This window comes from Pontibacter silvestris (assembly GCF_020907275.1).
In the GTDB taxonomy this organism is placed as follows: domain Bacteria; phylum Bacteroidota; class Bacteroidia; order Cytophagales; family Hymenobacteraceae; genus Pontibacter; species Pontibacter silvestris.
Genome location: NZ_JAJJWI010000011.1, coordinates 62,310 through 87,531 on the forward strand (window position 1 = coordinate 62,310; position 25,222 = coordinate 87,531).

Annotated in this window: 25 protein-coding genes; 18 read left to right on the plus strand and 7 right to left on the minus strand. The window is 42.4% G+C overall.

Annotated features, from left to right (window positions below; translation table 11 throughout):
* Positions 1–2 precede the first annotated feature (2 nt).
* Positions 3–422: a nucleoside-diphosphate kinase gene (locus LN995_RS11610; RefSeq protein WP_229961240.1), complete on the minus strand. Its 420-nt coding sequence runs from the start codon at positions 420–422 to the stop codon at positions 3–5.
* A 228-nt stretch (positions 423–650) separates the two neighbouring features.
* Here LN995_RS11610 and LN995_RS11615 point away from each other — a divergent pair, with 228 nt between their 5' ends.
* Genes LN995_RS11615 through LN995_RS22040 form a run of 3 tightly spaced genes read left to right on the plus strand, consistent with a single transcriptional unit; the run spans position 651 to position 3,289 of the window.
* Positions 651–1,673: a DHH family phosphoesterase gene (locus LN995_RS11615; RefSeq protein WP_229961241.1), complete on the plus strand. Its 1,023-nt coding sequence runs from the start codon at positions 651–653 to the stop codon at positions 1,671–1,673.
* Positions 1,674–1,696: 23 nt separating this feature from the next.
* Positions 1,697–2,659, plus strand: coding sequence for an FKBP-type peptidyl-prolyl cis-trans isomerase (locus LN995_RS11620; RefSeq protein ID WP_229961242.1), 963 nt, complete (start codon positions 1,697–1,699; stop codon positions 2,657–2,659).
* A 27-nt stretch (positions 2,660–2,686) separates the two neighbouring features.
* Positions 2,687–3,289, plus strand: a complete 603-nt coding sequence (locus tag LN995_RS22040; RefSeq protein WP_317206948.1) for an FKBP-type peptidyl-prolyl cis-trans isomerase — start codon at positions 2,687–2,689, stop codon at positions 3,287–3,289.
* A gap of 68 nt (positions 3,290–3,357) precedes the next feature.
* On the opposite strand, the gene recO is transcribed toward LN995_RS22040, so the two are convergent.
* From recO to LN995_RS11645, 4 genes are all read right to left on the minus strand, one after another.
* Positions 3,358–4,071, minus strand: coding sequence for a DNA repair protein RecO (recO, locus tag LN995_RS11630; protein ID WP_229961243.1), 714 nt, complete (start codon positions 4,069–4,071; stop codon positions 3,358–3,360).
* 141 nt (positions 4,072–4,212) lie between these two features.
* On the minus strand, positions 4,213–6,549 hold the full coding sequence (gene porZ, locus LN995_RS11635; protein ID WP_229961244.1) for a type IX secretion system anionic LPS delivery protein PorZ: 2,337 nt from the start codon (positions 6,547–6,549) through the stop codon (positions 4,213–4,215).
* A gap of 76 nt (positions 6,550–6,625) precedes the next feature.
* Positions 6,626–7,219, minus strand: a complete 594-nt coding sequence (locus LN995_RS11640; RefSeq protein WP_229961245.1) for a thymidine kinase — start codon at positions 7,217–7,219, stop codon at positions 6,626–6,628.
* Positions 7,220–7,337: 118 nt separating this feature from the next.
* The gene (locus LN995_RS11645) at positions 7,338–7,661 is read right to left on the minus strand and encodes a 2Fe-2S iron-sulfur cluster-binding protein (RefSeq protein ID WP_229961246.1); all 324 of its coding nucleotides are present in this window, start codon (positions 7,659–7,661) and stop codon (positions 7,338–7,340) included.
* 35 nt (positions 7,662–7,696) lie between these two features.
* On the opposite strand from LN995_RS11645, the gene LN995_RS11650 reads away from it, so the two are divergent.
* The 5 genes from LN995_RS11650 (at position 7,697) to LN995_RS11670 (ending at position 11,776) form a co-directional block, all read left to right on the plus strand.
* Complete coding sequence (locus LN995_RS11650) at positions 7,697–8,791, plus strand: hypothetical protein (protein ID WP_229961247.1); 1,095 nt, start codon at positions 7,697–7,699, stop codon at positions 8,789–8,791.
* A gap of 338 nt (positions 8,792–9,129) precedes the next feature.
* A complete protein-coding gene (locus LN995_RS11655; protein ID WP_229961248.1) occupies positions 9,130–9,519 on the plus strand; it encodes a hypothetical protein in 390 nt (129 codons plus the stop codon).
* Between the two features lie 251 nt (positions 9,520–9,770).
* Positions 9,771–10,280: a hypothetical protein gene (locus LN995_RS11660; RefSeq protein ID WP_229961249.1), complete on the plus strand. Its 510-nt coding sequence runs from the start codon at positions 9,771–9,773 to the stop codon at positions 10,278–10,280.
* A 152-nt stretch (positions 10,281–10,432) separates the two neighbouring features.
* A complete protein-coding gene (locus LN995_RS11665) occupies positions 10,433–11,425 on the plus strand; it encodes an AAA family ATPase (protein ID WP_229961250.1) in 993 nt (330 codons plus the stop codon).
* A 189-nt stretch (positions 11,426–11,614) separates the two neighbouring features.
* Entirely contained in the window at positions 11,615–11,776 is a 162-nt protein-coding gene (locus LN995_RS11670; protein ID WP_229961251.1) for a hypothetical protein, read from the plus strand.
* A 146-nt stretch (positions 11,777–11,922) separates the two neighbouring features.
* Here the strand turns inward: LN995_RS11670 and LN995_RS11675 are convergent, their stop codons facing one another.
* Positions 11,923–14,778, minus strand: coding sequence for a TonB-dependent receptor (locus LN995_RS11675; RefSeq protein ID WP_229961252.1), 2,856 nt, complete (start codon positions 14,776–14,778; stop codon positions 11,923–11,925).
* Positions 14,779–14,865: 87 nt separating this feature from the next.
* Positions 14,866–16,254, minus strand: a complete 1,389-nt coding sequence (locus LN995_RS11680; RefSeq protein WP_229961253.1) for a hypothetical protein — start codon at positions 16,252–16,254, stop codon at positions 14,866–14,868.
* Between the two features lie 568 nt (positions 16,255–16,822).
* Here LN995_RS11680 and LN995_RS11685 point away from each other — a divergent pair.
* From LN995_RS11685 to LN995_RS11730, 10 genes are all read left to right on the plus strand, one after another.
* Positions 16,823–18,010, plus strand: coding sequence for a porin (locus LN995_RS11685; protein ID WP_229961254.1), 1,188 nt, complete (start codon positions 16,823–16,825; stop codon positions 18,008–18,010).
* A gap of 220 nt (positions 18,011–18,230) precedes the next feature.
* Positions 18,231–19,223, plus strand: coding sequence for a PstS family phosphate ABC transporter substrate-binding protein (locus LN995_RS11690; RefSeq protein ID WP_229961255.1), 993 nt, complete (start codon positions 18,231–18,233; stop codon positions 19,221–19,223).
* A 76-nt stretch (positions 19,224–19,299) separates the two neighbouring features.
* Entirely contained in the window at positions 19,300–20,175 is an 876-nt protein-coding gene (gene pstC, locus LN995_RS11695) for a phosphate ABC transporter permease subunit PstC (RefSeq protein ID WP_229961256.1), read from the plus strand.
* Complete coding sequence (gene pstA, locus LN995_RS11700) at positions 20,168–21,025, plus strand: phosphate ABC transporter permease PstA (RefSeq protein WP_229961257.1); 858 nt, start codon at positions 20,168–20,170, stop codon at positions 21,023–21,025. The genes pstC and pstA overlap by 8 nt, the downstream gene beginning before the upstream one ends.
* Before the next feature lie 121 nt (positions 21,026–21,146).
* Entirely contained in the window at positions 21,147–21,911 is a 765-nt protein-coding gene (gene pstB / locus LN995_RS11705; RefSeq protein ID WP_229961258.1) for a phosphate ABC transporter ATP-binding protein PstB, read from the plus strand.
* Positions 21,912–21,968: 57 nt separating this feature from the next.
* Positions 21,969–22,646: a phosphate signaling complex protein PhoU gene (gene phoU, locus LN995_RS11710; protein ID WP_229961259.1), complete on the plus strand. Its 678-nt coding sequence runs from the start codon at positions 21,969–21,971 to the stop codon at positions 22,644–22,646.
* Between the two features lie 198 nt (positions 22,647–22,844).
* Complete coding sequence (locus LN995_RS11715) at positions 22,845–23,486, plus strand: heme exporter protein CcmB (protein WP_229961341.1); 642 nt, start codon at positions 22,845–22,847, stop codon at positions 23,484–23,486.
* Between the two features lie 233 nt (positions 23,487–23,719).
* Positions 23,720–24,385 carry a cytochrome c biogenesis protein CcsA gene (gene ccsA / locus LN995_RS11720; RefSeq protein ID WP_229961260.1) on the plus strand — a complete coding sequence of 222 codons (666 nt, stop codon included), beginning with the start codon at positions 23,720–23,722 and terminating at the stop codon, positions 24,383–24,385.
* The gene (locus LN995_RS11725) at positions 24,372–24,659 is read left to right on the plus strand and encodes a CcmD family protein (protein ID WP_229961261.1); all 288 of its coding nucleotides are present in this window, start codon (positions 24,372–24,374) and stop codon (positions 24,657–24,659) included. Before ccsA ends, LN995_RS11725 begins: the two co-directional genes overlap by 14 nt.
* A 133-nt stretch (positions 24,660–24,792) precedes the next feature.
* On the plus strand, positions 24,793–25,218 hold the full coding sequence (locus LN995_RS11730) for a cytochrome c maturation protein CcmE domain-containing protein (RefSeq protein ID WP_229961262.1): 426 nt from the start codon (positions 24,793–24,795) through the stop codon (positions 25,216–25,218).
* Positions 25,219–25,222 lie beyond the last annotated feature (4 nt).

The window sequence follows — 25,222 nt, forward strand, 5'->3', positions numbered from 1 at the left end:
ACTTAAAAACGCTCTTCAGCAGAGAAAAAGAAGTCTCCTTCTATTTGTGCATTCTCGTCAGAGTCAGAACCGTGTACTGCATTTGCCTCAATTGACTTAGCATAAACTTTACGGATAGTTCCTTCTTCAGCCTGGGCAGGGTTAGTTGCACCAATCAGTTTACGGAAATCTTCTACGGCATTACCTTTCTCCAGAATCATAGCCACGATAGGTCCAGAAGACATGTATTTTACAAGATCGCCATAGAAAGGACGCTCTTTATGCACTTCATAAAATTTTCCGGCACGCTCCTCAGAAAGTTTTGTCTTCTTCATTGCCACAATACGGAAGCCACCTTCTTCAATCATTTTAGTAATGCCACCAATGTGGTTATCAGCCACCGCATCAGGCTTAATCATAGTAAATGTAGTATTTCCAGCCATGTCTCTTAAGCTTATAATTTATGTTTCTGGTTTCAGTATGCAAAAGTATAGCATTTCGGGCAATATTAGCACACTTTTTAGTTATACTTTCATTAAGATGTTGCTGTGGCAGTTACTAAAAAGAGCAGATCAGAGGCAGGCTAAAATTCTAATTTATTGCTTTAGAAGTTATTTCTTCTGAAATTTGCGCCTTATTTCCTTATTAATCAGAGGATTTATACTTATAGTATGCACGATATTAACGCTCTTAAAGAGCTACTTAAAGAACCTAAAGAGGTGATGATCACCACACACCATAAACCAGATGCTGATGCTTTGGGCTCCTCGTTAGGTTTAGCTGGTTATCTTAAAAAGAAGGGACACCGTGTTACGGTGATCACTCCTTCTGATTACCCTGACTTTCTGAGCTGGATGCATGGGAACGATGAGGTTCTAGTGTATTCAGAGCAGAATGATGAACTGGTACACCGTATTATCAATGAATCTCAGGTTATCTTCTGTCTCGATTTCTCGGTTCTTTCCCGCATTAACGAGATGGGAGAATATATACGAGAGGCAAAAGGCACCAAAGTGCTTGTAGACCACCATCTGCAGCCAGAAGACTTTGCCGATTTAGATTACTCCAACACATCTGCTGCTGCCACTGCCGAACTGGTTTACGACCTTATAAAGGCAATGGGCGAAACAGACCTGATTGATACAGCTATCGGTGAATGCCTTTACGCTGGTATAATGACAGATACAGGCTCTTTCCGCCACCCAAGTACTTCTAAAAATGTGCACCTTATTATTGCAGACCTGCTGCACATTGGTGTCGAGACGTCCAATATCCATCGCCTGATATACGATAGTTCTTCGGAACTACGCCTGCGGTTTTTAGGTTATGCACTAAAAGACAAACTGGTAGTGCTGCGGGAATACTCCACAGCTTATATAGCCATCACTGCTGATGAGTTAAAAGCCTATGACTCTAAAACAGGTGATACGGAAGGGTTGGTAAACTATGCACTGTCTATAGAAGGCATTGTTTTTGCAGCTTTGATCATAGACCGTGTCCAAGCAGTAAAAATGTCTTTCCGTTCGGTGGGAGATTTCTCTGTAAACGAGTTCGCACGAGAGCACTTTAGCGGAGGCGGACATAAGAATGCAGCCGGAGGCATCAGTATGGATACACTGGAAAATACCGTAACCAAATTTGAAAGCCTGCTACCCCTTTACAAGGAGAAACTCCACAACGCCATCAAAAAATAAAAATTCTATCAACTTATATCCAAATGCTATCTAAAACTAAATTTTTGCTACCCCTTGTAGCAGGTGCCATGTTGTTACAGTCTTGTAACAATAAAGCTAACGATGAATTTCATACCAGACCTGATGGCCTGAGCTATAAAATTTATGAAATGAATGAAGACGGCGAGTACGAAAACAAAGGCGAAGTAGCTGCCGACGACTCTACAGGTGCTAAAATAGGACAAGTGGTAACACTGAACATGTCTTACAAAAATGCTGATGACTCTTTGCTGTTCAACTCCCGCGACCAGAAGTTCCCGATTATGATTCCTGTGATGGAGCCTAGCTTTAAAGGTAGCTTAGAAGACGCCCTTACTATGCTTTCTGCCGGAGACAGTGCTGTTTTCAAAATAAATGCTGACTCTCTGTTTGCCAAAACTTTCGGCCAGCCAATGCCTCCTTTCATTAAGCCAGGCTCACACCTGACATTCTTTGTGAAAGCAGAAAAAGTACAGTCCAGAGAAGAGGCCATTGCTGACCAGCAGAAAATGATGGAAGAGCAAATGAAAGAAGCTCAGGCTCATGCTGAAAATCAAATTAAAGTAGACGACGAAAAAATTCAGGCTTACATTAAAGAGCAGAATCTACAGAACGTACAGAAAACTTCTTCAGGCGTGTATTACGCTGTAACGGAAGCAGGCAATGGACCGCAAGCTAGTGCCGGTGACCAAGTTTCGGTACATTATAAGCTTTCTTTCCTGGATGGTAAAGAGGTAGAGTCTTCCCGTGATAACCCTATGTCAGGAGGCGAACCATTTAAATTTACACTAGGCCAGGGCCAGGTAATTAAAGGCTGGGACGAAGGTATATCTCAACTTAAAGAAGGTAGCAAAGCTATCCTCCTGATTCCTTCTCCACTGGCTTACGGCGACCAAGACCGTGGCACTCAAATGCCTGCAAACTCTATTCTACGCTTCGATGTAGAGCTTCTTGATGTTAATAAATAGAGTACTTATTAACTTTACTTTAAACTTATGACCCTGCAATCCCTTATTCCCCAGTTAGCGAAAAGCAGCCATCTGCTTAAAGCTCTTCTTTTTTTAGCTGTTGCTGTTTCATTTGTATCATGCTCTTCAGATAGCGACCCTTATGCCGGGTATTATTACCCCACGAATGAAGAACTGGAGCAACAAAAAATTTATGATGATCAGGTAATACACCAATATTTTAAAGATAGTTATCAATTTTTTGTAGATAATAATGTAGATACTACTGATGTAGTAAAAACCAGCACGGGCTTATATTACCTGAAGCTGGAGGAAGGTACCGGGAACATGGTAGTGGCCGGTAACTCTGTAGATGTACATTATGTTGGTAAGCGAATTACTTCTGAAAACGGCAAAGTAGTAGCTAATCAAAAATTTGATTCTTCATATGACAGAGGAGAAGCTTTTAACGTTGTAGTAGGAGCAGGACAGGTTATCAAAGGGTGGGATGAAGGTTTACAGCTAATGCATGAAGGCGAACGAGGCGTGTTATTTATTCCTTCTCATTTAGGATACGGCTATTCAGGCAGTGGCACAATTCCTCCTTATGCCGTTCTTGCTTTTGATGTTGAAGTACTGGATATCAAATAATAGTTTTAAGCTAAACTTCAAAAGGCAATACTGCACTAACAGTATTGCCTTTTTTAATGCCCCTACTACTACTCTGACAGCACTTCTGAAAGTATTGCTAAAGACTTTATCTCTCCTAACTTATCAACATGCAGTTGGTAATAACGAATAAGAATAGCCAATAGCTCTCTGCGTACCTTGCCATTTGGTATGTTTGCCTCTGCTGGCTGCCGCAGCAGTGCATCGAAATATACTTCATAAGCCTGCAATGTAAGTACAGGAGGTGCACTGGTCATTGCCTGGGCATTAGCAGAGAAGGCTACCTGTTCCACAATTTCAGTTCCAGAGCTGGGGCCAAAACCTAAATGGTAGCTTAGTTGCAGGAGAAACATTAAATGGAAGTTCTCGAAGTAACTTTCCTGCTCATCAAAAGCAATAATAGCATTGTATAAGAAGTTAAACAATGGCTGGTTTTCTTCTTCTTCCTTCACGGTTCTGCTTACCATTTCTGACAGAAACAGCAGAATGCTACTTTTCCTGATATCAAAAGGAATAGTTGAGAAAGGATGTGCAGACTTATATTCTGATATGCGCGTAAGCCCTCCTCTGTGGGAGGTGTACACCACCATTTCGAGCAACGTAAATGGCTGGAATAACGCAATGCGGGAACCAGTGCCTTTCTTACGCACACCATTCACAATGTACGACTGGATCCCCAACTGCTCGGTATATACCTTCACAATTACAGATGACTCTCTGAACTTGATGTAGTTTAAGACGACACCTCTTGTTTTAACTAACATAATTGATTAGACGCAAGTATCAGGATACAAGATGTAAGACTTGTTCTTTTCATATAAATCAACAACTTTTAAGTCTTTAAATATACCACTGCTACCGTAAAAGAGCAGTTTAATGGGCTGCACATACGGCTACTAAACTTACTATTCCAGCACAGCTATTTTAGTAACACAGCTTTGCTCTCCGGCTTCATCAGCACTTAACACTAAATATACACCAGCTTTTACGCGCTTACCATTGTAATCCCGGGCATCCCAAGCTATTGTTCCGCCTGTCGCCTGTGTACTATAAACTAACGTGCCAGAAATATCAGTAATACGAACCTGAGCATTGTTAGGTAAACCCGACACTCCTATTAAGCCACTATAGTTAGGCCGTACCGGGTTCGGAAACACAACGGCGCATTCAGCTTTTCCCTCTGTAACAGTTGCTGTTCCTCTATAAGAAGCAATGCCTGCAGCTGTTGCCACAAATACTTCTCCGCTCTGATGCTCTACTGCCACTGAAAGCACTTTGTCAGAAGGCAATGGGCTATTTTGTGTTGTAAAATGATGAATCAACTCGTCTCCATCCCGCCCAAAAAGCCAGAGCCCGTTGTCGGTGCCTATCCATTTCCTGTTAGCTCCGTCTACAGCTATACTTCTTACCACCTGCCCATTCAGCAACGGCCTGCCATCTATTATCGGAATATGTGCATCATTTGCCTGAGATTCAAATATAAAACCCGGATTATAAAAAACGCCTACGCCACTTGCCGTACCTATCCAAACATCACCATTCAGGTCTTTCGCCATACTGTATACAGCATTACTTGGCAAGCCTCCTTTTCCCTCCCCTTCTGTTAAGTTATGCACAAAATTATTCTTATTGTTCCACACCACGATACCTGCCTGAGAACTTGCTGTTCTTGCTACAGAAAGCCACTTCTGGTCGTAATCATCTATCAGTATCTGCTCAAAGTTATTGCTGCTTAAGCCAGGCAGCATAAAGGACTGCCAAGTTTCATCCGGCTTCAGTACGTGAACTTCCGGCGCATTATACTGTTGGTTCCGATTCACGACCCACACGTTGCTTTCGGTGTCTACTGCCACATCCGAAACACGCACGCTTTCTGCTTTATCAGAAGCTGATGTTCCTGATAAGGTGCTGTTGGTACCATTGTATAAGGTTACCTTGCCCAGGCCAGCCCATGCTAATAAGCCACTGCCATAGCTGGCAATATACAGTTTCTTTGTTACAGGACTATAGGCTGCATCTACCACATCTTCTGTATAAGGCAACTGGTTCGTATTCGGATAAAGCTGGCTGTTATAGCTTTCCCACTCACCCTGGCTATACACATAAAAACCATTGGTATTGCCGCTGTTCTGATAGCTGCTTTCATCATAGCCTCCGCTAAAAGCATAAAGCTTACTATTTGCAGCGTACAACCTGAATGCCTCGCCGGCATATGGACCGTTGGGTGCAAAAACGGCTGCATCTGCTCCTGCTTGGTTCAGCCGCACCAGCCCTTGCTTTGCGTCAGCCACCCAAATAACACCCTGTACATCTACAGTGGCATCTTGAGGGCTTTGAAGCGCAACATGCTGAACACTACTAACACGACTCTGTTTGTCCAGCAGTGTTACTCCTGTGGAGGTAGCTAATACCAGATAATCTGCTGAAGTATTGATCGAGGTAATAGACAAGGACGCAGAAATATTACTGTTATCCCATGAAGCAGCAGCCAATTTATAAAGCTCCTCCGTACTTGCAGTGGCATATAATCTTTCATTAAATGCAGCCAATCCTGTAACAGCGCCATCAGGCAAACCTTCATTTATTATATGCCAGCTGTGGAAGTCTTTAAGGTTAGCCTGTACCCGATTTGCCACCAAAACACCTATATCTGTGGCAATATAAATGCTGTCATGCAGTATAGCTGTAGCATGCACATTTAGCTGTTCTCCATTTGGGCCGAGGTTGCTGTAAGTGTCTTTAACTTCTTGCTTTGAAAGGTCCAGTACCACTACTCCAAAAGAACAGGCCAGATAAGCAATTTTGTTATGAATATAAGTGTGGTGGATAACCTTTTCTCCGGAAATAGATTGCCGATAGACACCACTGATATTCGTGATCTTACGGCCACGCAACAAATCTATGCTTGAGCTCTGATAAGCTATAACTAAGGTTCCTGTACTTGTATCATAGCCTAGGCTACTGATTTGCTGCTCCCGTAAACCATCAATCTTAGTTATTGTCTCAGTATTGTTAAACTCCTTGTCGTAGTAAAAAAGCCCCTGCTCTGTAGCCGTATATATTAACTCGTTTGCATCGGCCACAGCCTTTCCCTGCTGATACGGCACATGTAATTGCCAGCTTCCTAAACTAAGGTTGCCTTGCCCATAGCTGCAAACATTACATAGCAATATTCCCAGCCCTGCAACAAACAGCAGCGGGTTTGGATATGGTCTTAGCCAAATTGAGTGTTTGCTTTGCATGGCTTTAATGAGCTGTACCTGTATTAGTCTAATCTGAGAGCAAACTCACTTCTTCAATTTTACTACCCACGGCTAGTTACCTCTTCTTTTTCATTCCTTCGGTAAAGCAATGCCGGCAACGGGCCTCATAAGAGTCTGTTTCCCCTAGAAGCACCTGCTCTTCAGATGCTGCATTTCTATAGGAGTAGTTGGCAATGTCTCCGCACCGCACACAAACGGCATGCACTTTGGTTACATACTCTGCAACAGCCATCAAGGCAGGCATTGGTCCGAAAGGCTTACCCAGGTAATCCATGTCTAAGCCAGCCGCAATTACACGCACACCACTGTTAGCCAGTTTCACGCACACTTCAGCTAAACCTTCGTCAAAAAACTGAGCCTCATCTATACCCACAACATCGCAGCTGCCACCCAATAACAGCATGTCCTGCGCAAAGCCAATAGGTGTGGAACGAATAGAGTTAGAATCATGCGACACAACGTCTAGTTCATGGTATCGTTTGTCTGTGGAAGGCTTAAAAATCTCTACTTTCTGCCTGGCAATCTTTGCTCTTTTTAATCTTCTGATCAGTTCCTCAGTTTTACCAGAGAACATAGATCCGCAGATCACCTCAATCCATCCTTTATGGGAGCTGTGATTATCGTTGCCTACGCGTGGTTCAATAAACATTGTTAATGTAAGTGTGCTAAGAAATTATTTTTTAATTTGTTCCTGATGATTAAAAACAGAACCTATTCATTTGTGAGTGCTCCATCTTATTATTTACAGATGTACTACTACGATCTCTCTAGTTGGTATATGTAAGGTGCGGCAATTTTGTCTGTTCAGGCACTTCCCCAACAATATCACCAGTTTCTAATATACACTGGCACGTTAATCGCTCATTTGCTCTAAGGCGGCCATTGTTACGATATTTGATTTCACTGGCCGTAAGAGGCCCTGTATTTTGCATCCCCTGCAACACAATTACGCGGCAGGAAGTACAACGACCTTTGCCTCCGCAGGCATGCATCCAGTCTATGTCGCCAGCCTGCAGGGCTTTTAACAACGTCTGGCCCTGCTCCACTGCAACTTTGCAGTTAGCAAGGTTTTGCACAGTAAACTTTGGCATATTATTTATAACTTTACAGAAGAAAGAGACTCCAAATGGAAGACAAATATAATCAATTACACCTTCAGCGTTACAGCAAAGAGCTGGCAAATCTACTTTGCGACCGTCACTTTGCCTCTCACGATGTAGTTAACGGGCCTCAGCTTATTGGTTTTACCCCTATAAAGCAAGTAAATCTTTTTGTGATAAAAGAGCTCCTGCTTAAGTGGCACCATGAAATGGCAAACCTCAGAAGCCCTTATTTTGATTATGAGAATGAGGACGTGAAAGAGGCTCTGTTGAACTTCATGAATGTGCTATCGCGCAAAATACTCATGAAACGCAATGCCTTTGAACCACTACTTCAAAAAGCCATTTACGACACCTTTATAGTTGTACTGGCCCCCGTAACCACTTTTGAGGAAATGTTTTTGCGCATTCAGGAAGAAATTACACTTCCGAAACTGCAGGAGAACCTCAGGTACATTGATCTTGATAAGTCTTTTTTTGCAGGTTTTATAGACACTCTGTCTCCCTCTAACCGTGACAGGGACTATATTCTGAGCCGCTTCAGACTGTATGTAAATGCAAATCAGAATAGCCGCACTTCTTTTAGTAGCCTGATTAACCAGTTTAGCAACCTGCTTCCCTTATCTGAGGAGGAGATAATACCAGGAGCAACTACAGCTCCCGCTGAAGCTAAGCCGGCTCCTGTTGCTCCCCAGGAAGAGAAAGAAATAGTTGCGCCTATTCATAATGCACAACGTGAAGCGCCAGTAGCGCCACGGCTGCCGTTTACACGAAAGTCAGAAGATACCGATGAGGATGAAAGGCCATCTGTTCGCCCTACACTAAACGATAATTTCCGTAAGGCAACCACCTCTGCTTCACTTGCTGATGCCCATAGCAACAGGAAAATTGAATCGCTTAAGAACTCTATTTCTATTAACCAACGCTTCAGCTTTATTAATGAGCTTTTTGGCGGTGACAACATAGCCTATTATCAAGCCATCCAAACATTGGACACTTTACCAGATGCAGCGCAGGCGAAAAGTTATGTAACGCAACAATTAGGCAGTAAGTACGACTGGAGCAGAAAGCAAGAGCATGTAGATAAACTACTCAGGTTAATAGAGCGCAAATTTGCTTAAGCAGCTCGCTTGTAACATTTAATGGTGCCCTGAAGCATCCATCTTATTCTATAAAAGAAGAAGCCCCTGCTAAAACAGGGGCTTCTTCTTTTATAGAATATAAACTTATTTCCAGAACAATATTACACGCAGATAACACACTTCTGTCAAAACTTCAGTAACAAGCTCCAAATTGAGCACGTAGGGATTTGTAAATAAGCCGGTGAAATATTAATTATGCACCCGCTTTACTTTTCATAGTTTTATGGATGCGAAAGTAAGCTCTGATTAATTTTATAGCACAAACTCAAAGAGCCTGTATACCCGTAATATCAACTTAAATAACCTTATTATCAGCCATGAGAGACGACTACGACTACGATGATGATTTATCATACAATGACTTCGACGACGAGGATGAGGACGATGACTTTGGGGTGACATTCGAGGAGGATTTGTATCTGATGATACGGGAAAAGCTCCGCGATACCATTCAGGAGTTCAAAGCTAGTTATCCAAGCCTGAAGAAGTTAGAAAGTTCTGTTAGCGCGTTTAGGGTAAACGCTAAAAATACAGATGATTCCAAATTTTATCCTTTAGCGGCCAAACTTCTGAGCGAGCACATTAAACCGCTTACGGATGACTCAGAGGAGATTCAGGAAATTTATGATAACATGCAAAAAGATATTGCTCGTTTTAAAAATCAACGTGCACACGGCTACGAAGGCGAGTTTTATTTATCTGCATAATAATTAAAAAAAACAGCTAAAACAGTCCTCTCCTGCCTTGCAGGAGAGGACTGTTTTTTTTACCTTGCCGGCCGATATACCCAGCCTCTTAAACGGAGGCTACTATTTTAGCCAAGTTTTAACCTTAAATAATTACCGAAAGTATGAAATGCTTTTATAAACACTCCTAATGCAACCCTTTTGTGGCTTTTAGAATCTTATATTTGATTCGAAATTCTAATATGTGGTTCTAACTCTAAAACTTGAAAGCTTTGATACTCGCAAACTTACGCCATCAGCAACTAATCAAACTTAATATATTATCCATTATGGCTGAAAATAAGCTATTTAATGGGGAGCGCTACCTTATTCAGACAGTAGATAAAAGGCTGGCTGTAACCACACATAGAGTAATCCAAAAGCGTATTCCCTGGACGTTGTTTGGCAATAAATCAATCATGCTGGAAGACATTACAGGCTGGGAGGAGAAGCAAACTGGCAAGCCTTTATACCTGTTATTGTGCATTGCTACGGCTTTTATGATCTTTTTTGATAACTCATTCGCCTTACTAAGTGTTTTCTTTGTCCTTCTTTATTTCATGACCAGGCATCGCCGGGTACATGTAATGTCTCCTGATACCACTATGGTACTTCCTTCAGAGATTGCGCAGACACACATAGATAGCTTACTCAATGTAGTGAAACAGGCACAGCAAAGCCGTGTGTCTCATCTAAAGAAAAAGTCACCCAAATCAGAAAAAGTTTCTCTTCAAGCAGCATAACTCTATCGATACAATTTTTTACATAAATTATCAGCATACTGTTTTATCATTATAGCCTTCCTGGTTTACCTTTTTGTTCTCCTGCAAGGCAATAATTTGCCATAAATAACGTATTATGGCTATCTTTAAGGGTTTTATATACCTGAAGTAGCATGGCAGCAGAAGAACTGATTTATCAAGATAATGTAAAGACACACCAGCTAAAGATTAAGCAGGTGTTTAGTGAAGTAGCCAAGGTAGTGGTGGGGCAGTCGTACATGGTAAACCGTTTGCTGATTGGCCTTTTTACAGGGGGCCATATTTTGCTGGAAGGTGTTCCGGGGCTGGCTAAAACACTTACTATCAATTCACTTTCCAAAGCACTTCACTTAGATTTTCAACGTATACAGTTTACACCTGATCTACTCCCCTCTGACCTGATCGGGACGATGATCTATAACCAGAATGCCTCTAAGTTTGAGGTAAAGAAAGGGCCTATTTTTGCCAACCTGATTCTTGCCGACGAAGTAAACCGCTCACCAGCCAAAGTACAGTCGGCTTTGCTCGAAGCAATGCAGGAAAAGCAGGTGACGATAGGCGAAACGACTTATAAGCTAGACCTGCCTTTTTTAGTACTCGCCACTCAAAACCCGGTTGAGCATGAAGGAACTTACCCATTGCCAGAGGCCCAGGTAGACCGTTTTATGATGAAGGTATATATTGACTACCCTAAAAAAGCTGATGAACTGGAAATTATGCGCCGCATGGCGAACATGTCTTTTAGTGGCTCAGTAACTAAAGTGCTTTCAAAAGAAGACATTTTTAACATTAGAAACGAAATAAACCAGGTACAGATTTCGGAAACGCTGGAGCGCTATATTATAGAACTAGTTTTTGCCACGCGCCGGCCTGCCGATTATGACCTGAGCGAGTTTGCCCCTTATATACAATTTGGTGTTTCTCCCCGTGCAAGCATTGCCTTGAACCGCGCTGCCAAAGCGGTAGCTTATTTTGATGATCGGGATTACGTACTTCCGGAGGATATAAAAGAAGTGGCTCATGATATTATGAACCACCGCATTATTCTTAACTACGAAGCTGAAGCCGACGGCGTCAGAACCAAAGACTTTATAGAGGCCATTCTTCGTAAGGTGCCCATCAGTTAAACCTCTGCATACTTTTGACTAAATAATTTCTATCAGCTCCAGTTTACATTATACCTCCTACAGCTGTTTTTAATATACCTTAAAACACTCTTTTAACACCTGCGTAACTCTTAGTCATCTTTGTTGCCATTCTACTTTAAGACATAGCAGCAGAAGTTGTTATCAAACAACCATTAAACTATAAAAGGTATGCTAAGAGGTTTATTTAAATTATATTTATTCAGAAAGTTGTTCGGCGGAGGTGGCGGAGGCTGCGGCGGAATGGGCTGCATTACACTTATTATTATACTTGTAGTAGCATTCTTCCTTTTCAGGTCCTGTGGCGGAGAGGTACCAGCCACTGATTTTTAACCCACACTTGTACTTATTACCACACATAAAAAAAGAAACCCGCCATAAAGGCGGGTTTCGTGTAAAGCGGGAGACTAGGCCGCTCTACGCATGATTGCCACGATGTTTCTCACCCATACATGTGCAATCACTATTTTTATGGAACTTTAATTTATCAGGTAAGTCAAGCCTACAGAAAAATCACGTCCTACTTTATAAGAGCTGTATATGTATTCTTCTCCTTTATACTCGTGGCTATGTTTGTAGGCAGGGTTTAAGATGTTATTTGCAGAAACTTTTGCGGAGAAATGCTCACTTATGCGCTTTGATACCACTAGGCCTGCAATAGGCCTCGATCGTTCGTAAATATTTGGAGTTCCTCCAATAGAGATAGCTGAAATTCTGTCACCAAACATATTAAAGCTGGCCGTTGCTACTAACCCTAATGGCTCACTTTGGTAACTCAAGGTTGCATTAGCCACAAAAGGAGACTGTCCGAACATAGGTCTTGTGGACTCAGCCTCTGGGTTTAGCGTACGAATCAGGGCTAGTTCAGACTCTGAGATATTTACCTGTGATTTGGTTAGTGATAAGTTTGCGCCAACTAAGAAGTTTTCCAGGCTAGGTGTTACAAAAGAGAGACGTTTATTTATCTCAAATTCTAAACCATATACTTTCGCGTTATCAACATTGTTAATGTCTATCTGTGGATTTTGGGCTAGTGTGTTGATGGTACGCTCAATAGGGTTCTGGAAGTTCTTATAATAAGCACTAACGCCAATGTACTCTGCTACAGCCGGATACCATTCCCATCTGGCATCAAAGTTGTCAATAAGCGTTCTTTTAAGATTTGCGTTCCCGACAAGGGCTGGCTCACCAACAAAGTCAAACGAAGTATATGGGGCTATTTCACGAAAGTTTGGCCTTGCCAATGTTCTGGAATACCCAAGCCTAAAGTTCATCTTTTCAGTAAGGCTGTAGGTTGTGTTAACAGACGGTAAAATATCAACCTGGTTCAGGTTCCCTGGCTCTAAAAGAGGGTTAAAGCTTTCTACATAAATATCTGTAGCCTCTAAACGCGCTCCAGCTACAACTCTCAACTTTTCTGTTACAGGTAAGTCAATCATTGCATAACCTGCATAAACAGACTCTTCGCCGTCATAGTTATTGGTCCGTTGCGACCCGTCCTGCAGGTAAACACCATAGTTATATATGCCACCACTTTCCGGATCACTAGGTTGCATAACAATACCAAGGTTCTCTGGCGCGAAAAATTCTTCTACATTTCCGTTGTAGTTGTAGGCATTCGAAAACCTGTACCTATAAATATTCTCGCGGAATGATCTATCTTTTAAAAGTGCAGCAACACCGAATTTTGTCTTGGCCTCTAAGCCATTCCATATAGTAAACGGAGTCTCCAGGTTTAACTTTAAATCAAGGTTGGTTTCATCAAGGTTTCTGAAGAACCTTGATGGAGGGCTATAGTTAGATACTCTAATACTATATGCTGTATCTGCTCCTGTTATAAAGTAATCGTTGGCAAAGAAACGAAGGTCTGGTTCATCTTGTTGTGAAAGCGTAAAGGATGCCAGCCAGTCTACTTTACTATTTTTAAAGCCCGGAAGCACATGCTCGCCTTTAAGCTGCCCGCTGGTAAGTGACCGCTGTATATAATGGAGTGCTCTTGACTCGAAAATGGCGCTTTCATCATACACGCCAAAGTTTTCAGGGTACGTTCCGGATAAGAACCTGCTGGAGTTTTGCCCATTCTGGTTTCTCATCAGGTTTAAGGATATTTTGTTATTGTTATTGAGTTTATAAGAGAAATTAGCCAGTAAGCCAAGCGTAACTTCTTCTACTCCTCTTTCGTCACTAAACAGTTTGTTGTTGTCTAGCTCTTCTGCAGAAGCGCTCTTCAACTTCCACACTCCAAAAGAGCCGTTATCGTAATAGGAGAAGTTTCTTTGGTAAGACAAGCCCACCACATATCCAAACTGCTTCCCGAAAAGCTCTGTTTGGTTACCTAATGAAAAGGTATGTGAATGGTTTACCGGAGCAGTCATTCTACTCGGAGCCATCTCTGTATTAAAAGCTTTTGTAGCTTTATCTATTTGTTCTGCTCTTTCCTGATTTGTGAAACTCTCAGACGGAATGGTATAATCTATTTCATCAGGTACAGCTCTTGTGTCATCGTCGAACCCAAGCCAGTCTAAGCCGCCTTTGTTTGAAGACAGAAAGTTACTGTTAAATGTAGCCTGGCTGTTATATCCAACAGAAGAAGATAACTGTAAAGTATATCGATCAGGAAAATCTTTTGTAGTTATATTTACATAGCCGCCAGAGAAACTACCTGGCAAGTCAGGTGTAAAAGTTTTGGACACTGTAAGGTTATCTAATAAGTTAGATGGGAACAAGTCCATCTGCACAGTGTTACGATTTGGGTCAAGGCCTGGTATTTCAGCACCGTTCAATGCTGTTTTTACGTACCTGTCGCCCAAGCCCCGTACATATACATATTTGCTTCCTTCTACAGAAATTCCTGTAACACGAGTAAGTGCCGACGCAGCATCACTGTCGCCACTTCTGGTGATTTGCTCAGCAGAGATACCATCCATTACCAATGCTGATTTTCTTTGGATGTTACGTAAAGTACCTTCTGAGCTTCGAATAGCTCTTGCCTCTACAACTACTTCTTTTAGTGCCGTAGTCGAAGACCCAAGTCTTATATCAACTACTGTTACTTCACCATCTTTTACAACCACACCAGCCACTGCTTTAGGCTCATAAGACACATAAGAAGCCTGTAGCTCATAAGTGCCAGGTTGCAAGTTATTGAAGCTGAACTTACCATCAAGGTCAGTAGCTGTACCAGAGTTTGTACCTTTTATTACTACTGTAGCCCCTATTAACTCTTCGCCAGTCTCGCTACTAGTAAGTTGCCCCCTAATTATACCGCTCTGTGCCACCGCAACAGATACAGTAAGACTTAGTAAGCCTATAAGGCTAAAAAACTTATTAAACATAAAAAAAGATAGATTGGGTGAGAAAATCTAAAAAAAGCTTCGCACAGCTTTATAAAAGTCTGAAGCTGTGCGAAGTAATAATTAAAACTAGTCTAAGTATCCGCGCTGGTCCAGGTAAGTCCAGCCTTTCAGCCAGTTAGTTGTACCGAAAGCACCTACGTAATCTGTACTCTGGAAGAAAGAGCCTGACGGTGCGGCACCACCAGACAGCGCAGAGCTACCAGTTGCAGGAACAGGATTCAAGCCTCCATTAGCTGTTCTACTAATACCACTTAAATTAGGATTGATGATTCTGTTGTTTTTAGCTGCATCTGAAAGAAGAGCAACTGTCCATGGCTCTGTAGTAGTGCCCACAGTACCTATGCCATTGAAAGTATTATCAGAAACATTCCAGAAGATATTATTTTGGAAATCTATCTGGCCTGCTTCCAGTCTTGTACGGCTGTCTTCACCACTGGCAAGGTCTTCAATAGTGATACCCTGTGCAAAGTCCATGAAGATGCTGTTATAGTACTTACCTCCTGCATTGTCGCGTATTACAAGGGTACCAGTAGTTGTCCTGCTCGCACCTGAACCAATATAAGTAGCGTTAGATATTACAGGCATTGCATAAGGCTGTCCATCTTCCGGGTCTGTACCGCCATCGTGCTCACCACCTGTACCACCATCGTTCTCTACATAAATACCAAACCAGAACTGGTTGTTGCCTCTCCAGCCTTCATCGTAGTCGAACATATCGTCGCCACAAAAAGCCGAAACAAGGTATTTAGTGTTTACTGTACCACCAAACCACTCAAAACCATCATCCTGGTTGGCAAATACCTCCACGTATTCTATAGTTGTGCCGCTACCTACAGCACCCATCGTCAGACCGTTTATCTCGTTGTCAGAAGCAATAGCAGTACCCGCGTGACGTATAGACACATATTTAAATACACCAGAGTTATCTGCATCATTCGTGCCACCGTACTGGCCTCTTGTATCTTCAGTAGGTATACCCTCGATAGCACCTACACCGCCACTGCCCCTGTTTGTAGTAGCATTACCTAATATAATCACACCGCCCCACAGGCCATTTTGTGTAGCAGGTATATCGTTAGGGTCGTTTACATCATCTTCTTCAGTTGTGAAAATAATTGGTTTGTCAGCTGTACCGTTGGCCATGATTTTACCGCCACGTGCTACAATAAGTGCACTTGAATTTTCACCTGTACCAGGTCTGCCTTTGATAACTGTACCAGGCTCAATGGTTAGTGTCTGTCCTTCGTTTACGAAAACAAACCCATCTAATATATAAGTATTGTCTGCAGTCCAGGTAACATTACCAGTTCCTGCCGTTGAAGCTGTTACAACAATCTCTTCACCTGTTTGCTCATCAATGTCTGTTCCATTGTCATCATCATCGCTACACGATGAAAAGGAGAGCACAGAACCTGTAAGCATTAGCGCAAGTAAAAATCTACTCGTTCTCTTCATGATTTTTTGGTTTTCTGGGTAAGTATTAAGTGTGGTTTTTATAATCCTTTAGCCTCTTTCTTTGAAGGAGAGGAAGGAACAATCCCTCCGTTAGCTTTAGCATTAAACTCACTACAAAAGTAGAGCAGCTATTTTAAGGCAACTTTAACAACTTGTTATGTTACCGTTAATCCTTTTCAGGAAATGTTAACCAAGCATTACCTTCAGGTTAATTTAAATTTAACCTGATGTTACATAATTATTAACTCAGCAAACTGCTCCAGCAAAATTTCAATCAATACAAACACAAAACGTTATATATCAACAACTTAAATAAATATAAAAAAGTAATTAAACATCCATAATGCTTAACATTTTGGTAACATTAGGATAACAGGTCAATAACATTCATAAGCTTACTTTGCATTGGGAATAGGGAAAAGCATCAGCAGCCTGACTAACTGTTAAAGAATTTTGCCAACTCTGTTGCCGCCTGAACAATTAGCCTGACTAACTATTTGTTCATTCGTATAATTTGATTGTTTACTAAGGTTTTAAAAGTTAATTCTCACCAAACTTTTACTTATTCGTGAATTTCAACCTTAAAGGAGCTGGCTTACTGCTCCTCACTCTACTAGCTTGGGGCTACAGCACACAAGCCCAAAGCGTTAATTACTCCAAGTTTGGCAAAGGCCTGCAGTTCATCGCAGCAGACTCCTCCTTCAGTCTTAAGTTCAGCACACGTTTTCAGTTTCTATATTCTGGCAGCCAGAACGAGGTTACTCAGGAATGGGAAGACCGTTTGCAAATTCGCCGGGCTCGTTTGAAATTCGATGGCTTTGTGTACTCTCCCAGATTAGTATATAAAATAGAATTGGGGCTTAGCAACAGCGACATTGGTAGTGGCCTGCTAAGGGTGCATAATCAAGCCGATAATATTATACTAGACGCTGTAGCTAAATGGGAAATGGCCCCAAAACTGTTTTTGTGGGTGGGCCAGACAAAGTTACCAGGTAACCGCGAACGTGTGATATCATCTCAACAGTTGCAGTTTGTAGACCGCAGTCTTTTAAACGCCAACTTCAACCTGGATCGTGATGCAGGATTACAGCTTCGCCACGAACACCAGGCAGGCCAGGTAGTACTGCGTGAAATAGCCTCTATTTCGATGGGAGAAGGCCGTAACATTACAGTTGATAACGCTGGCGGATATGATTATACTGCACGTCTTGAAGTATTACCACTAGGCCATTTTACAGGTGGGGGCGATTACTTTAACAGCGATCTGCTTCGTGAGAAAACACCTAAGCTTTCTGTTGCCGCCAGCTTTGACTATAACCACAACACATCAAAGTCACGAGGGCAGCTCGGCAGCTTCTTAAGCGACAACCGCAGCCTTCGTACTATTTTTATAGATGGTATGTTCAAGTACCAGGGCTTTTCAGCTATGGCTGAATATGCAGACAGAAAAGCTCCAGACGGGCCGGTAGTAGCCGTATCGGATACAGGAACTCCGACAGAAACTTTTGTAACAGGCACAGCTCTTAACGCACAGGCAGGCTACCTGTTTAAAACGAATTGGGAAGTGGCAGGCCGTTATACTACAGTAGACTTTGCGGAGGCAACGCAACTGCTCAATCAAAAGCAGTATACACTTGCACTTTCCAGATATGTTGTGGGGCACAGTTTAAAGGTGCAAAGTGATATGAGCCTGATTCAGACAGAACAGGAACACGATGCTTTCCAGTTTAGAATACAGATGGAACTATCCTTATAGTACAAACCAAAACTTAACAATAACTTAATATATGTGTAAGCAGAGTATGCTGTAACTGTTACAACTTTGTGGTTTTAAATTAACCTGATAATATAGCTTACACTCCGGCAACCATAGTTACTTAGTATTAATACTTGTCTAAAGCTATATAACGCTTCATACAAGTATTCCAAAAAGAAGTTAATCTACAAATCAATTTTAACAACAAACAACCAACCCAATGTTAAACCTAAGGCTTAACTATTCCAAATTAAACGCAGCCGTACTTTTAGGAGGCACCTTGTTATTCAGTGCCTGCGGTGGCTCTAACAACGAAGCAGCTGACAGTGACCTTTCCGGCAGTATCCAGATAGATGGTTCCTCTACTGTATACCCTGTTACAGAGGCTGTAGCTGAAGAATTTCGTACAGAGGCACCTGATGTAAAAGTAACAGTTGGTGTGTCTGGCTCCGGAGGAGGCTTTAAGAAGTTTACGCGTGGCGATATTGACATTGCTGATGCTTCCCGCTCTATTTCTGCTGCTGAAGACAGCATGGCTAAGGCGAACAATATTTCTTATATTGAGCTTCCGGTAGCTTATGATGGCCTGACGGTTGTAGTACATCCTGAAAACAATTGGGTAAAAGACATTACAGTAGCTGAGTTGAAGAAGATATGGGAGCCTGCCGCACAAGGTACTATTACTAGGTGGAACCAGATCCGTCCGGAATGGCCTGACCAGGAAATTCACTTGTACGGACCTGGCGTTGAGTCTGGCACATATGACTACTTTACAGAAGCGGTTGTTGGTAAAAGTCACTCCAGCCGGGGCGACTATACTGCCAGTGAAGATGATAATGTGCTGGTACAAGGCGTATCTACAGACCCCTATGCTCTGGGCTTCTTTGGATTCGCTTATTACGAGGAAAATCAAGGCAAGCTAAAAGCTGTACCTGTAGATGATCAGGATGACAGTAACGGACAAGGTGCCATTCTGCCATCACTGCAAACAGTAAAAGATGGTTCTTATACCCCTCTTTCCCGTCCGCTGTTTATCTATGTAAACTCTAAAGCTGCCCAAAGACCAGAAGTAGTAGAATTCGTGAACTTTTACTTAGATAACGCTCCTACCCTTAGCGAAGAAGTCGGCTACATTCAGCTTCCAGCGGAAATGTACAAAGAGCAAAAGCAGAAGTTCCAGGAATTTACCTCTGGTACAACTCAGCAGCAATAAGCTTAACTTATAAGTTCAACAGCCGCTATGCCCATTTTAACAGATGTTGCATGGCGGCTTAAACTAAAATAGCACCTTGAGAACATCAGAAAAAATAATCGAGGGCTTGTTGTGGTTATCTGCCGTAATCACAGTACTCATCACCATAAGCATTATCTGGGTTTTACTTTCAGAGTCTGTCAAGTTCTTTAGCGAAGTTTCTATCGTACAGTTCCTGACAGAGAAAGAATGGACCCCACTTTTCGCTGATAAGAAGTTTGGGATACTTCCTTTGGTAGCAGGCACTTTACTTACCACTACCATTGCCATAGCCGTAGCCCTCCCGATTGGTTTAACCATAGCTGTTTACTTAAATGAGTATGCGCATATCAGGTTCAGGCAGATTATAAAACCAATGTTGGAGGTACTGGCAACCATACCTACAGTAGTGTATGGTTTTTTTGCGCTTACAGTGGTAACACCTTTCCTGCAAAGTTTTATTCCGGGCCTGGCTGGTTTCAATGCGCTTTCTGCTGGTATAGTTATGGGTATCATGATCATTCCCATGATTTCATCGCTTAGTGAAGATGCCATTAGTTCAGTGCCACGCTCTTTACGGGAGGCTGCTTATGGCATGGGCTCTACCAGGTTACAAACAGCTTTTGGCGTAATGGTTCCGGCTGCCTCTTCTGGTATTGTAGTGTCGGTTATACTGGCTATTTCCAGGGCAGTTGGCGAGACTATGATTGTAGCCATTGCCGCAGGCCAGCAACCTCGCCTTACACTAAACCCCTTGGTACCCATCGAAACTATCACCACTTATATTGTGCAGGTAACCTTAGGCGATGTACCACATGGCTCACTAGAGTACAGAACTATTTTTGCAGCTGGTATAACCCTCTTCGTCTTTACGTTTGCCCTGAATAACATTAGCTTCTGGATCAAAAAGAAATACCAGGAAAAGTATGACTAACTCCGACAAGAACAGATTAAAAGATAAGGCCTTCCAAGTGTTTGGCATCTTTTGCACCTTTATCGGACTGGTAGTACTGGCCGTCCTTATCGTTAAAATTATTATGGAAGGGGCCAGCCGCATAGACTGGAGCTTTATTACCAGTCTGCCATCCAGAAGGGCCAGCAGAGCAGGTATTTACTCAGCCTGGACAGGCACCCTTTGGATTCTGGTATTGACTACCATTATTGCTTTTCCTTTAGGCGTGTCGGCAGGAGTTTACCTGGAGGAGTATGCGAAAAAGACCCGGCTTGCAAACTTTCTGGAGATTAACATTGCCAACCTGGCTGGTGTGCCCTCTATTATTTATGGTTTGCTTGGCCTCGAAATTTTTGTGCGCCAGATGAAGTTAGGGAACAGCTTGCTGGCAGGTGCATTAACATTATCGCTATTAATACTACCGATTATTATAGTTACTACTCGCGAAGCTATAAAAGCTGTTCCAAGAAGCATAAGAGATGGTTCTTACGCTTTGGGAGCTTCTAAGTGGCAAACAGTATGGCACCAGGTACTTCCGGCTTCTTTTGGAGGTATACTTACCGGTGTTATCCTGGCTCTTTCCAGAGCGGTGGGTGAAGCTGCCCCCTTGATTGTTGTTGGAGCATTGGCTTATGTGCCTTTTGCCCCCACATCTCCGCTGGATGAGTTTACGGTGCTCCCGATTCAGATCTTTAACTGGACATCAAGACCACAGGCAGCTTTCTTAGTTAATGCATCCGCAGCCATTATTATATTGTTATTGATCACATTCCTGCTGAATGGAATTGCCGTATACCTGCGCAACAGGCAGCAGAAGAAAATAAAGTGGTAACAAGCAGCAAAATCCAGACGCAAGACTTAAACTATACTCCTATTAAGTTCTGCAAAAAAGGTATCTGCTGGCTAAATGTTTTGTTACTACGCTTTGTGTCTTTTATCTATTGGCCTTAATTATGAGTAAAAAAGAATATAAGCTCGAAGCAAAAGAGCTTAATGCATATTATGGTGGCTTTCATGCGCTTAAAGGCATCAATATAGCCATGGAAGAAAAAACTGTAACAGCTTTTATCGGCCCCTCTGGCTGTGGTAAGTCTACGTTTCTGCGCACCTTTAACCGCATGAACGACTACATAGAAGGCTTTCGTGTAGAGGGAGAAATTCTGCTGGACAGCCGGGATATATATGACAAGAAAGTACGCGTTGATGAATTGCGCAAAGAGGTAGGTATGGTATTTCAGAAACCGAACCCTTTTCCGAAAAGCATTTTTGAGAACGTGGTATATGGTCTGAAAATACAGGGCATAAAAAAGAAATCGGTACTGGAGGAAGCCGCCGAAAGAACACTCCGACAGGCAGCTCTCTGGGACGAAGTAAAAGATAAGCTTCAGAAATCAGCGCTGGCCCTATCCGGAGGTCAGCAGCAAAGGCTTTGCATTGCAAGGGCACTGGCGAGCCAGCCAAGCGTGCTCCTGATGGATGAACCTGCTTCTGCCCTGGATCCTATCTCTACCGCAAAAGTAGAGGAACTGATTTACGAACTGAAAAAAGAATATACCATCGTAATTGTAACTCACAATATGCAGCAGGCTGGCCGCGTAAGTGATTACACAGCATTCTTTTATATTGGTGAGTTAGTAGAGTATTCTAAAACAAAAGCTATGTTTACCAGCCCTAAAGATACTCGTACACAAAATTACATAACGGGCCGTTTTGGATAATATGTTACTCGTGTTCGTTGTGCACTGTTTACTCTCACCCAAAATAGATAAAAGATAATGCCTCATATAGATATAGAATTAGAGAAACTACAAGAGAAGCTCCTGGAAATGTGGGACGTGGTTGACTACCAGCTTGTGAGTAGCCGCGAAGCCGTACTAAACCATGACCTGGAACTAACCAGAAAAGTTGTAAAGCTGGGGAAAAAAGTAAACCGCTTCGATGTAAAGATAGACCGCCAGTGCGAAAACTTTTTTGCACTGTTTAACCCGGTAGCCGTAGACCTTAGGCAGGTGCTGGCAACACTTAAAATAAATGCAAACCTGGAGCGTATCGGCGACACCGCAGAAGGCATCTGCCGTATTGTAGAAAAACTGAAGGAACCAGTTTCTAAAGAACTGGCAGAAGAAAGCCGCCTGCTGGAAATGTACGACAAAGCGCTGAGCATGTTTACGGCTGCTCGCAAGGTGTTCGTTACCTACGATGCCGAAGCTGCCCGCGAGGTACTGAAGCAGGACAAGCTCCTGAACAAGATTTACCGGAAATCGGATAAGGTTATAGCAAGCTACATGAGCGAAAACCCCGAAGGAGTAGAAACAGGCTTACACCTTTACAACATTATTAAGAAAATTGAACGTGTAGGCGACCAGGTAACAAACATTGCCGAAGAAATTATTTTCTACCACGACGCTAAAGTGATGAAACACAAATCACGCAAAAAGAAAGATAAAGAATAGTTACTCCAAAGCGAGGTAAAATATCAGTAAAAACAAGAGCACGGGCATGAAGGTCCGTGCTCTTGTTTTTACTGATATACAAGCCATAAAATATAGCATAAACTGTTTTGTACTTTAAAAACTACGTTTCCAATTATTTGTGTCGTAACTTTGCCACAAAATTGCATAACAGTGCTCTTAAAAGAAGTTTTGTACTTAATCAGAAAAGATGTGGTGCTGGAATGGCGGCAGAAATATGCCTTCAATGGCATGTTGCTGTACGTGAGCAGCACCGTGTTTGTCTGCTACCTTAGCTTTGGCTTGCGCTCCATTGAAGGCATGGTGCCGGTTTGGAATGCAGTGCTATGGATTATACTGCTGTTTACTTCAGTTAACGCCATTGCTAAAAGCTTTATGCAGGAAAACCGTGGCAGACTACTGTACTTCTACTCTATTGTGAGCCCGCAAGCTGTTATTCTGGCTAAAATAATGTACAACATGCTGCTCATGTTGGTGTTGGCATTACTCTGCTTTGCTTTTTATGCTCTGGTGTTAGGTAACCCGGTACAGGATGTGCCCATGTTTCTGCTCACAATTCTGCTAGGTGCTATTGGCTTTTCTACATCCCTTACCATGATTTCTGGTATTGCGTCTAAAGCATCTAACAACGGTACATTAATGGCTGTGCTCAGTTTTCCGGTTATTGTACCTATGCTGCTCATGCTGATTAAAATGTCTAAAAATGCTTTGGATGGATTAGACCGAGGCTTAAGCTTTGACGAACTGATTACATTGCTTGCTATAAACATGATCGTTGTCACTGTATCTTATATCTTATTCCCGTACCTTTGGCGAACATAATATTTAGCATGCTAAATGCTAATATTAGACGTTAGGACAATGTGCTAGTGAGTGAATTATTTTACACAAAGCAGACACTACTAAAGATTGGTAAATATTATAGCTATAAAACGAGTTTTATAGAATTAAATGAATTAAAAAAAGGTTTAGGTACAGCATCAAAATATGTTTAGGTTATTATGCCATTACTTCAACTATTGTGTGCCTAATATCTTGTGTTAAAAATAAGGAACATGAAAAACAACTGGTGGAAAATATTGGCCGTGCTGCTGCTGGTGTTTACTGTAGTGGCCGGAATGCTGGCGGAAGTTCCCCGCCTGGCCATCCTGAACGAAACAATACGCAACCTGTTCTTTCACGTACCGATGTGGTTTGGCATGATTCTGATCCTGCTAATATCGGTGGTATACTCTGTAAAGTACCTGCGCAACCCTACCATAAAGAATGATGTGATAGCTTACGAGGCAGCTAAAGTAGGTATTTTATTCGGTGTGTTGGGTATTATTACAGGAATGGAATGGGCACGCTTTACTTGGGGTGAGTACTGGAGTAACGATCCAAAACAGAACGCTTCGGCCATTGGCCTGCTTATTTACTTTGCATACTTGGTGCTGCGTAGTTCTTTTGCTGAGCAACAACAACGAGCCCGTATCAGCGCGGTGTATAATGTGTTTGCCTTTGCAGCCCTTATTCCGCTACTGTTTATCCTGCCACGCCTGACAGACTCGTTACACCCGGGCAACGGAGGCAACCCTGGCTTTAACTCTTACGATCTGGACAGCCGCTTGCGCATGGTCTTCTACCCTGCCGTTATCGGCTGGACGCTGCTAGGCATCTGGATTGTGAACATAAAATCAAGATTAGAATTACTGAGACAACGCTTATATGAAAATGTTTAGAATACTGGCAATATGGTGCCTCGTGCTTAGTGCCACCCTAGGAGGAGGTATCACCACTACGGCAAAAGCCCAGATGACAGACACTGAATTTTCTGTTCCGGCTGCACAGCCTGATGTTGAAATGGCCGACACCCTGCGTCAGGATGGTAAGATTTACGTGGTAGTAACAGTGCTACTATCAGTACTGGGCGGCCTGATTATCTATCTTGTAAGCATCGACCGAAAAGTAGGCAAGCTGGAAAGACAGCTAAAAGACGATTTAGTTAATCATTAATTGTACGCTAAAAAGCAGCAAACCTTAAAACCTGCTTTTTATCTAAAGTTTAAAATAAGCTGAATACAATGGATTTAAAATGTTAAGCCATGTGTTAAGCTTTCGGACCAAGAATACCATACTTGATTTATAGATGAAGAAGTCACACATCATCGGAATTCTAGTTATTGCTGTTGCAATCGTTATTATTATGACCACAGCAGGCGACGCAAGTACCTATGTTTCTTTTGGCGAAGCCATTGAGCGTGCCCAGGAAGGAAACGCTACAAAAGTGCATGTGGTAGGCCGCCTTAAGAAAGATCCACAGGGGCACATCGTGGGTATGAATTATAACCCTGTTGTTGATCCTAATTACTTCACATTTACACTAGTAGACACAAACCGTTTTGAGCAGCGTGTAATATACTATAACCCAAAGCCTCAGGACTTCGAACGCTCGGAGCAAGTAGTAATTACCGGCAATATGCAGAATGATGTGTTTGTAGCCGACAAAATATTGCTGAAGTGCCCGTCTAAGTACGTGGAAAAAGATATACAGCAGAATACAGCAAGCCTTTAAATTT

What these genes read in the sequence shown, in the direction of transcription:
- LN995_RS11610 (WP_229961240.1), bottom strand. Translation starts at nt 422, where the DNA reads ATGGCTGGAAATACTACATTTACTATGATTAAGCCTGATGCGGTGGCT.
- LN995_RS11615 (WP_229961241.1), top strand. Translation starts at nt 651, where the DNA reads ATGCACGATATTAACGCTCTTAAAGAGCTACTTAAAGAACCTAAAGAG.
- LN995_RS11620 (WP_229961242.1), top strand. Translation starts at nt 1,697, where the DNA reads ATGCTATCTAAAACTAAATTTTTGCTACCCCTTGTAGCAGGTGCCATG.
- LN995_RS22040 (WP_317206948.1), top strand. Translation starts at nt 2,687, where the DNA reads ATGACCCTGCAATCCCTTATTCCCCAGTTAGCGAAAAGCAGCCATCTG.
- recO (WP_229961243.1), bottom strand. Translation starts at nt 4,071, where the DNA reads ATGTTAGTTAAAACAAGAGGTGTCGTCTTAAACTACATCAAGTTCAGA.
- porZ (WP_229961244.1), bottom strand. Translation starts at nt 6,549, where the DNA reads ATGCAAAGCAAACACTCAATTTGGCTAAGACCATATCCAAACCCGCTG.
- LN995_RS11640 (WP_229961245.1), bottom strand. Translation starts at nt 7,219, where the DNA reads ATGTTTATTGAACCACGCGTAGGCAACGATAATCACAGCTCCCATAAA.
- LN995_RS11645 (WP_229961246.1), bottom strand. Translation starts at nt 7,661, where the DNA reads ATGCCAAAGTTTACTGTGCAAAACCTTGCTAACTGCAAAGTTGCAGTG.
- LN995_RS11650 (WP_229961247.1), top strand. Translation starts at nt 7,697, where the DNA reads ATGGAAGACAAATATAATCAATTACACCTTCAGCGTTACAGCAAAGAG.
- LN995_RS11655 (WP_229961248.1), top strand. Translation starts at nt 9,130, where the DNA reads ATGAGAGACGACTACGACTACGATGATGATTTATCATACAATGACTTC.
- LN995_RS11665 (WP_229961250.1), top strand. Translation starts at nt 10,433, where the DNA reads ATGGCAGCAGAAGAACTGATTTATCAAGATAATGTAAAGACACACCAG.
- LN995_RS11670 (WP_229961251.1), top strand. Translation starts at nt 11,615, where the DNA reads ATGCTAAGAGGTTTATTTAAATTATATTTATTCAGAAAGTTGTTCGGC.
- LN995_RS11675 (WP_229961252.1), bottom strand. Translation starts at nt 14,778, where the DNA reads ATGTTTAATAAGTTTTTTAGCCTTATAGGCTTACTAAGTCTTACTGTA.
- LN995_RS11680 (WP_229961253.1), bottom strand. Translation starts at nt 16,254, where the DNA reads ATGAAGAGAACGAGTAGATTTTTACTTGCGCTAATGCTTACAGGTTCT.
- LN995_RS11690 (WP_229961255.1), top strand. Translation starts at nt 18,231, where the DNA reads ATGTTAAACCTAAGGCTTAACTATTCCAAATTAAACGCAGCCGTACTT.
- pstA (WP_229961257.1), top strand. Translation starts at nt 20,168, where the DNA reads ATGACTAACTCCGACAAGAACAGATTAAAAGATAAGGCCTTCCAAGTG.
- pstB (WP_229961258.1), top strand. Translation starts at nt 21,147, where the DNA reads ATGAGTAAAAAAGAATATAAGCTCGAAGCAAAAGAGCTTAATGCATAT.
- phoU (WP_229961259.1), top strand. Translation starts at nt 21,969, where the DNA reads ATGCCTCATATAGATATAGAATTAGAGAAACTACAAGAGAAGCTCCTG.
- ccsA (WP_229961260.1), top strand. Translation starts at nt 23,720, where the DNA reads ATGAAAAACAACTGGTGGAAAATATTGGCCGTGCTGCTGCTGGTGTTT.
- LN995_RS11725 (WP_229961261.1), top strand. Translation starts at nt 24,372, where the DNA reads ATGAAAATGTTTAGAATACTGGCAATATGGTGCCTCGTGCTTAGTGCC.
- LN995_RS11730 (WP_229961262.1), top strand. Translation starts at nt 24,793, where the DNA reads ATGAAGAAGTCACACATCATCGGAATTCTAGTTATTGCTGTTGCAATC.